The organism is Streptomyces europaeiscabiei (genome assembly GCF_001550375.1).
GTDB lineage: Bacteria > Actinomycetota > Actinomycetes > Streptomycetales > Streptomycetaceae > Streptomyces > Streptomyces europaeiscabiei.
On the sequence record NZ_LRTR01000010.1, the window covers coordinates 1 to 7,885 of the forward strand.

General features: G+C 73.0%; 7 protein-coding genes and 1 pseudogene. 3 read left to right on the top strand and 5 right to left on the bottom strand.

Translation table 11 applies throughout. The features are described from left to right. Window positions 1-699: 699 nt before the first annotated feature. The 3 genes from AWZ10_RS00300 to AWZ10_RS00310 all read left to right on the top strand — a co-directional run bounded on the left by AWZ10_RS00300 (window position 700) and on the right by AWZ10_RS00310 (window position 3,598). Window positions 700-1,680 (top strand): AraC-like ligand-binding domain-containing protein, encoded by a 981-nt coding sequence (locus AWZ10_RS00300; RefSeq protein ID WP_060890140.1) that lies wholly within the window; start codon window positions 700-702, stop codon window positions 1,678-1,680. Window positions 1,681-2,003: 323 nt separating this feature from the next. After that, window positions 2,004-2,519, top strand: a complete 516-nt coding sequence (locus AWZ10_RS00305) for a peptidoglycan-binding domain-containing protein (RefSeq protein WP_052769471.1) — start codon at window positions 2,004-2,006, stop codon at window positions 2,517-2,519. A 152-nt stretch (window positions 2,520-2,671) separates the two neighbouring features. Next, window positions 2,672-3,598 carry a PfkB family carbohydrate kinase gene (locus AWZ10_RS00310; protein WP_046702893.1) on the top strand — a complete coding sequence of 309 codons (927 nt, stop codon included), beginning with the start codon at window positions 2,672-2,674 and terminating at the stop codon, window positions 3,596-3,598. A gap of 209 nt (window positions 3,599-3,807) precedes the next feature. On the opposite strand, the gene AWZ10_RS00315 is transcribed toward AWZ10_RS00310, so the two are convergent. The 5 genes and pseudogenes from AWZ10_RS00315 to AWZ10_RS53340 all read right to left on the bottom strand — a co-directional run. Next, a complete protein-coding gene (locus tag AWZ10_RS00315) occupies window positions 3,808-4,245 on the bottom strand; it encodes a glutaredoxin domain-containing protein (RefSeq protein ID WP_046702892.1) in 438 nt (145 codons plus the stop codon). 267 nt (window positions 4,246-4,512) lie between these two features. Further along, the gene (locus tag AWZ10_RS00320; protein WP_060890141.1) at window positions 4,513-5,445 is read right to left on the bottom strand and encodes an alpha/beta hydrolase; all 933 of its coding nucleotides are present in this window, start codon (window positions 5,443-5,445) and stop codon (window positions 4,513-4,515) included. 88 nt (window positions 5,446-5,533) lie between these two features. Next, window positions 5,534-6,220 (bottom strand): ABC transporter, encoded by a 687-nt coding sequence (locus tag AWZ10_RS00325; RefSeq protein ID WP_234360989.1) that lies wholly within the window; start codon window positions 6,218-6,220, stop codon window positions 5,534-5,536. Next, window positions 6,217-7,755 (bottom strand): hypothetical protein, encoded by a 1,539-nt coding sequence (locus tag AWZ10_RS00330; protein ID WP_060890142.1) that lies wholly within the window; start codon window positions 7,753-7,755, stop codon window positions 6,217-6,219. The genes AWZ10_RS00325 and AWZ10_RS00330 overlap by 4 nt, the downstream gene beginning before the upstream one ends. Beyond that, window positions 7,752-7,885, bottom strand: a pseudogene (locus AWZ10_RS53340) (ABC transporter ATP-binding protein); the annotation flags it as partial. The gene AWZ10_RS00330 and the pseudogene AWZ10_RS53340, both read right to left, overlap by 4 nt.

Here is a 7,885-nt window from a genome sequence, read left to right on the forward strand (position 1 = left end):
GGCTGCGGCTGCGGCTGCGGCTGCGGCTGCGGCTGCGGCTGCGGCTGCGGCTGCGGCTGCGGCTGCGGCTGCGGCAAGGAAGGGGGCTGGCGCGCCGGAGACGGTGATTCGTTTGATCATGCTCGTGTTTCCTCCCGTGGCGTTCTGTTCTCGGGGTATGGCCCGTGCTCCTCCGGCCGCCGTCGGTCGGGCCGTGCGCTCCGGACCCGGCGACTCTCACCTCGTTCGCGTCGGTCACTGGTGCCGAACACACAACTCCTGAAAAATGCGGAGCGGCAGTGCCGGCTGTGGCACGGGGGACGGGGAGCCACAGGGGACTGCGGGGACCATGGGGGAGGTGCGGCGATGCCGCGCGGTGAGCGACCGCTGGACGACGGGGACGGTCCGTTAGGCCCATCAGGCGCGTCAGGTCCGTCAGGTCCGTTGGTCGAATTCGCCGCAGGGGTACGGCGGTTGGGGCGGGAGGCCGGGATTCGGCCGACGCCGACGGTGCCGCCGGCGTACCTGCGTGCCCCCGACGGGGACGCCGAGGAGCGGCGGGAGCCTGGGCGGGAGGCCACGGGGCGTCCGGGAGGATTCGGGCCACGACCTTCCCGAAGATCACCCGCGCCGAACGGCACCGGTATTCTCCCCAGTCCAAGTACCGTCCTCCGTAAGGGTGTTGAGGCTGCGGGAGCCGTCGATGAGCAGGGCCTCGTCGTGGGAGAGCGCACGGTGCTGGTGACGCGATTCCGGACGCAGGACCTGCCGGTCGCCGAGCGGTTCGCCTCCTGGTACGACATGGCGGCCCGCGCGTTCGCCCCCAGCGTGCTCCGCAGTGACCATGAAGCGGACTTCCGGGCAGACGCGCGGGTGCTGGATCTGGGCGGGGTGCAGGTGTCCGCACTGGCCTATCCGTCGCTGGAGTCACGTCGGCCGGCGAGCATGATCCGTTCCTCCGATCCCGAGTCCTTACAACTGCTGCTCACCCTGCGCGGGAGCCACCGGATCCGGCAAGGCGGCCGTGACATCACGAGTGGGCCGGGCGAGGCCGTGCTCTACGACACCTCGCGTCCATGGCATGGCTGGGCGGCCGCCGGCCACGACACGGTGCAAGCAGTGCTGGTGCAGTTCCCCCGGGCGCTGCTGCCGCTCCCGGCCGACCAGGTCCGCCGGCTCACGGGCATGCGCCTGTCCGTGCGGGAGCCGATGGGCACCCTGCTGTCCGGCTACCTCACCCAGCTCACCGCGGGCGCCGCCGCCTACACCGCGGCGGACGGCGCCCGCCTGGCGACCGTCACCCTCGACCTGGTCACCGCTTTCCTGGCCCATCACCTGGAGACGGGCACGCCGGTGCCGGAGCGTGCCCACCGCGATGCGCGACTGCTGGAGATCCGTGCCTTCGTCCAGCGGCACCTGGGCGACCCCGAGCTGTCCCCGAGCATGATCGCGGCAGCCCACAACATCTCCCTGCGCTCCCTGCACCGGCTCTTCGGAGAGGAGGACATGACCGTCGCCGGATGGATCCGCACCCGTCGGCTGGAGCTCTGCCGCCGTGACCTGGCCGACCCTCGCCTGCACGCGCACCCCGTCCGCGCCATCGCCGCCCGTTGGGGGTTCACGGACCCCGCCCACTTCAGCCGCGCCTTCCGCACCGCCCACGGGCTCAGCCCCCAGGAATACCGTCGGCTGCACCCATGATCCCAGCGCGAGGAAAGGGCTGGCACGCGTTGTCAACGAGGTGGCGCCGATCGACAACGACATCCCACCCCTCACCCGTGACACTCAAGTCCTGGCGCCGCGTCGCGGCCCGAACCACCGGGTGGGGTGGGCCGACCGGTGTGCCTGCCATGTGTCACAAGGGCAGGACTTCGTCCCGCCGACCCCGGTGAGTCGCGCCCGCGGCCTGCCGGCGGCTGTACGAGGGCGTCGTCTCTCGTCCCGGCGCATCGCCGGACGCGACACCACCATCTGCGACCCCGACGGCTCGGTGACGATCGCCGTCAGAGGAAAGGACACACCTTTTGAGACTCTCCAAGCGCATCACCCTGGCCCTCACCACCGCGGCCATCGTCTGCGGCGGCGTCCTGACGGCGCCGACGGCCGGCGCGTCGGTCTCCAGCGGCGTCATCGGTGGCGCCGACTGGGGCAACGCCGGTGTGCGGAACGACTGGGGCGACGAGGGCCCCGTGGATCACAACTCCAACAACAACACCAGGGCGGTGGCGCTGTGGCAGTTGGTCATGAAGGCTGAGGGGTTCTACACCGGAGCCATCGACTGCGACTTCGGCACCGGCACCATCGCGGCCACCAAGGCCTTCCAGAACTGGTACGACCTGGACGACGACGGCAGCGCGGGGCCCATCACCATGGGCGTCGCGGACAACTCCCTCCAAGACCTCGGCAACAACCGGGACATCAGGTACGTCGGATGGGAGAACTCGGGGCAGGTCACCTTCCGGCGGATCAACGGGGTGTACCACATCTACCTCAACGGCGCTTGGAGGAGCGCCTCCTACACCTCGTCCGCAGGATGCTGACCTGACAGACGGGGCAGGACCGGCCTCTCACCGGTGAACCGTTCCCCGTCGGCCGACGCAGGGCCAGTGGCCCATCGCGACGATGCCGTCCGAGCGACCGTCGTGGAAGATGGTCACCGAGTCGACCGTGCGACACGAGAGCGGAAACCTTGATGGAGTCAGTCCACGAGCCGGCGGTGGCGGCGCGGAAACGCCCACAGGGTCTGTTCGTCGGGTTGTGCACGCTGGATGTGATTCAGCTCGTCGACCACGTGCCGGGCGCCAACGAGAAGCTGACGGCTCGTGAGCAGGTCGTGGCCGCGGGCGGTCCGGCCGCGAACGCGGCCGTCGCGTTCGCCCACTTGGGCGGCGCGGCCACGCTGCTCACCGCGATCGGCTGCCATCCGCTGGGGATCGCCGTCGCGGCGGACCTGGACCGGCTGGGCGTGACCGTGGTGGACCTGGCGGCCGACTCGGTCGAGCCGCCCGCCGTGTCGTCCGTCCTGGTGACCGCGTCCAGCGGAGACCGTGCCGTCGCCTCGACCAACGCGACGGCTCACCGGCTCGCCCCGCCCGACGGCCTCGACGCGCTGATGGCGGCCAGTGACGTCGTCGAATTCGACGGCCACCACCTGGAGTTGGCCACGGTCGCCGCCCGCGCGGCGCGTGCCGCCGGAAGCCGGACCGTTCTCGACGGGGGCAGTTGGAAAGCCGGTACGGAGCGGCTGCTGCCGTGGATCGACGTGGCCGTCTGCTCGGACGATTTCCGCCCGCCCGGCGCCGGGACGCGCCCGGCCGCGCCGACGGACACCCTGCGGTTCCTGCGGGACAACGGGGTCGGCTGGTCGGCGGTCAGCCGGGGCGGACATCCCATCGTGTGGGCCGGGCCCGGCAGCGGGGGCGCGGTGGATGTCCCTGCCGTACGGGTGGCGGACACGCTGGGCGCGGGTGACGTCCTGCACGGTGCGCTCGCCCACGGTCTCGCGGTGCGGGACGACGTGACGTCGCCGGGCTTCGCGGATGCCCTGCGCGAAGCGGCCGCGGTGGCCTCACGCGCGTGTGCCTCGTTCGGAACGCGGGCGTGGATGCGGGGAGAGTGAGTCCTCGCACAGCCCTTGAACGTCCCCGGCTTCACTCCATGGGACCAAGCTCCGCTCGGATCGCTGCGGGCCGTAGGGGCGCCGGGAAAGTCGGCGGGCGCGCGGAGCCTACGCCGGTCGGACTCCGGGACGCCTTCGCCGACCGCGTCCACCGCCGACGTCGAGGAAACACGCACCATCGCGGCCCCGGCAGCCTGCCGTCGCGTGGTTCAAGCGGGAGGGACGAGCTGTTCGCGTACCCACTCAGGAGTGGGGTTGACGTGCGGCAGGCCCGCCACGAACACGGTCGGCACGGTCTCGTCGCCGTCGTTGGCCGACCTCACCGCCGCCGCTCCGGCCGGGTCGCGCCAGATGTCGACCCAGTGCAGTTGCCGGGCGCTCCGGCCCAGCCGGATGCGCAGTCGGAGGCAGTACTTGCAGCCCGACCGCCAGTAGACGACCGGCCGCCCGTCGACCGCGCTGCGGCTCTGCGCTTCCAGCGCGCCGATCGACCGCGGGAAGAGCAGAGGCGAGTTCACGCCTGCCAGCAGTACGAAAACGACCAGGAGTACCACTGCTCCGACGGGGCTCCCTCTGAAGACCAGCCCCGTCGCGACGACCGAGCCGCAGCACACAAGCAGCATCGGCAGAATCCAAGCGCGCGTCATGAAGAAGCAGGCTACCGATGAGCCGGGGCCTGCCGTCCAGGAGGGCGCCGAGGGGTGCACGGCGAGCGCCCGGCCGGCCCCGGTGTCGTGGGTCGCCGCCCGACTCACTGGACTCGGCGCCCGCACGCTGCCAGGCGAGCCTGCGATGGCCCGGCGGCCGACGGCCGGTGCGATCTGCGGACACGGAGAGCACCTGTCCGCACCCGACGTGCCGGAAGTCGCGGACGGGCAGCGAGCGGAAGGCCGTCCCGAGCAGGCGGGGGACGGTCAGGAGGCCGTCGTGGACGGCAGGGGGCGGACGGCCGGGTGCGGAGTGAGGGTCGCTTCGCGGGAGGCCAGGCAGTCCTCGAGGAACGCGAGGGCGCGCAGATGGTAGGAGCGGGCAGCCCACCCGAGGCTGATGTTGTGCCCGGCCGCCGGCTGGCGATCCACGTGCACACGCGAGGTGGCCGTGAAGTGCGCGGCCAGATCGGTGAGGGCCGCATCGTCATGGCGCCACCACGCCTCGTGCTCGGCGAAGGTCAGCCGTACGGGCACGCGGACACGGGGCGCCGTGGCACGGAAGAGCAACGGCCAACGGGCCAGCTCGGCCCGCTCCAGGGCGGGCACGGGCTCGACGACCGAGCCGATCGCCGCGAAGGTGCCGGGCGGATACAGACGCAGCGGCCCCCAGCTCCTGCGCAGTCGGCCACCGTCGTCGTGGGTGGTGGGCAGCTCCTGCGGCTCGACGGCGTAGACGTGGCCGCAGCCGGAGATGTCCAGCCCGAGCAGGTGCGGCAGACCGGTGGGGTCCGCGGCGGCGGTGAGCGCCACCTTGCCGCCGTAGGAGTGGGCGAGGAGGAACAGACCCGCGCCCGTGGTGTGGCGGGAGGCGAAGTCCCGCAGAGCCGCGCGCAGTGAGACGGCCTGCTCCGCCAGGTCCTGTCCCTGGGACAGCCGGGCGGCGGAGTGCCGGTAGCCCGGCCGGTCCACGGCCAGGACGGTGTAGCCGAGGCTCGCCCCCAGGGTCAGCAGCGACTGCCGGGGGTGGGCCCGGCAGTCGAAGTAGCCCGCGTTCATGCCGCCGCCGTGCACCGCGACCACGACGGCACGCGCGGAACCGTCGGGCGGCTCGACGAGCAGCGCGGACAACGGCACCCCTGCGGCGTCCAAGGTGATCCGGCGCACCCCGCGCGAAGATGCGTGGACCGGTCGGGTCATGATCGTTCTCCTCCGGGAGGTACAGCCCAGGTTCTCCCGTACGGTCGGGGTCCGCACCCCCAGCGCCACCGGTGCCCGTCGGTGGAGGTCAGCCGTCCCCGCCGCGCCGCGGGCGCAGGCCTCCGAAGCGGCGGCGCGGCTCCGGGGCGCACACCAGCCAGGCGGTGAGCACGGCGGCGAGAGCTCCGGCCCACAGCACGTGGGCGTCGTCCCAGCGCGGGTCGCCCGGCGGTACGAAGAGCGCGAAGCGGGGTGGGAGGAGCGCGCCGGCCGTGACCGGCAGCGCCAGTACGGCCCCCACCACTGCGGGCCCCGGCACACTCATGGCGCTGAACCGCACCGCCGCCGCGGCCAGAGCGAGCGCCAGCGCGCACAGCGTGCCGGCCTCGGCCGTGACCGCTCCCGACGGCAACGCGGCCCATTCCCCGGTGCCGGCGCCCGCCCACAGCACGGCCAGCACCGCCACCCACCAGGCCGTGACCGCCGGCAGGACGACGGCCACGCGCAACGCCTGCCGCAGCGGACGCGGCACGGGAGGGACACCGGTGGTGTGCCGGGCGGGATCGTCCAGGACGAACGCCATCCCCACCGCCCCGCACAACGCGGCCACCCGCACCAGGTTGACGAACACCTCCGCCGGGAGGGCCATCGAGAACAGCACCGGTACGGCGGCGATGGCCAGCCCCAGTGCCCAGCCGGCGGCGAACAGGGTCCACGGCAGCGACCGCACCGTGGGCCGCACCAGGGCCGTCACCACCAGGAGCCACCGCCTCACGCGCACTGGTACTCCCGGTCCTCGGCGGTCTCGGCCGGGGCGGTGACACCCAGCAGGGCCGCCGCGCGGTCGGTGGTCGTACCGGAGGCGGAGAGCTCCGCCCAGGACGCCTTCACCCTGCGGTCCACCTCTGCCCGTGGTTCGGCCAACAACCTTTGGAACACGGCGAGTTCACGGCCCCGCAGGGCGACCGCGGTCACCGGGGCCTGAATCACCCCGGGGCTGTTGAAACCGTCACCGGTCTTCTCGAACATGGCCTCGCCGTCCCGGGTCGCCCGGACCGCCAGCCAGACCATCAGCACGCCCCGTGCGTCACAGTGCACTCCTTCGTAGCGCTCGTGCCCCACGACCAGCCCCCGGGCGACGCTCGCGGCGAACTCCAGTTCCCGCTCGCCACCCCACGCCGTGGTCGCCGTCAACTCTCCGGACGCGGCGGCTGAGATCTCCCTGCCGCCCGACGGTCCGTCGAGCGCGGCGACCTTCTGCCGTACGGTCAGTGCCCGTGTCGTGTCCGGTTCGCCGGCCAGCGACCGCACCTCGTCCGTCACCCGGGCCCACTCGCCGATCCAGGGCGTGAACTCGGGGAAGGCACAGTACGTCGTCGCACCGCGCCGCTCGCAGTCCTGCACCGCCGCCGGGTCACGGGTCGCCACCTCCCGTGCCTCGCGCACCGCGTCCGTAGGTGCCGAGCCCTGTAGGACCACGGCGGTCAGGACCGCGCCGAGTGCCCCCAGGGCGGTGGCTCGTACGGCCCGCGTCCGGCCGCCGCTCAACAGCACCGCGCCCGCCGCCAGCAGCACCGCGAGCGCCAGGAGGTACAGCGCGTGCCATGCCGCGGGCCGCCCCAGCAGGTCGGACGGCAGCGGCCGTGCGCCCTCGTCGAACACCAGGGGGGCCAGCCCGCGCAGCCAGGCCGGGCTCCGCGAGTCGGCGGCGAAGACCATGGTGGCCGCCAGGACTGCGACGACGGCCAGGGGTGCCACGAACGCCGACCGGACGAGCCGGGCGAGCAGCACACCGAGGACCGCGGGCAGGAGGATCAGCAGCGGCCCGGTCGCCAGCTCGGACACCGAGCCGTGGCCCACCGCCCCGGGCTTCAGTGCCGCGGCCGTGAACTGCCCGGCCACGATCAGCGCCCCCACCAGCACCGTCGGCAGCACCGACAGCACATGCGCGACCGTGCGCCGCCACGGCGGCAGGACCAGCACCCCGAAATACCCGTCCGTGCCGCGCCGGTGCGAGCGCAGCACCGCCAGGTTCACGGCGATCATCACCGCCAGACCCAGCATGAGCTGTCCGAGCTGTGTCTCGCGGTCGATGTCCTGCAGGACCGGATAGGCGTCCTCCGACTCGCTGCTCGGCCAGATCAGAAGCGTCAGGTACGCCACCAGCGCGACCAGCACCAAGGGGTGCAGCAACAGGCGCCGCGCCTCGACCCGGGCCAGCGCGAGCACCGCCCGTACGCCGCCCTGGGCCCCTACGAACTCCGGCTCCGGCTTCGGCGCGGCTACCCGCGTCCCCGTCATGGCCGTCATGCCGCCACCTCCGCCACCGGGTCGCCGCCGAGCGCCAGCAGATAGCCGTCCTCCAGCGTCGGTTCGACCAGCCGGGCGCCCGCGGGCGGGTCCCCGACGTTGCGGAACTCGCCCGTCCCGGTGCGCCAGC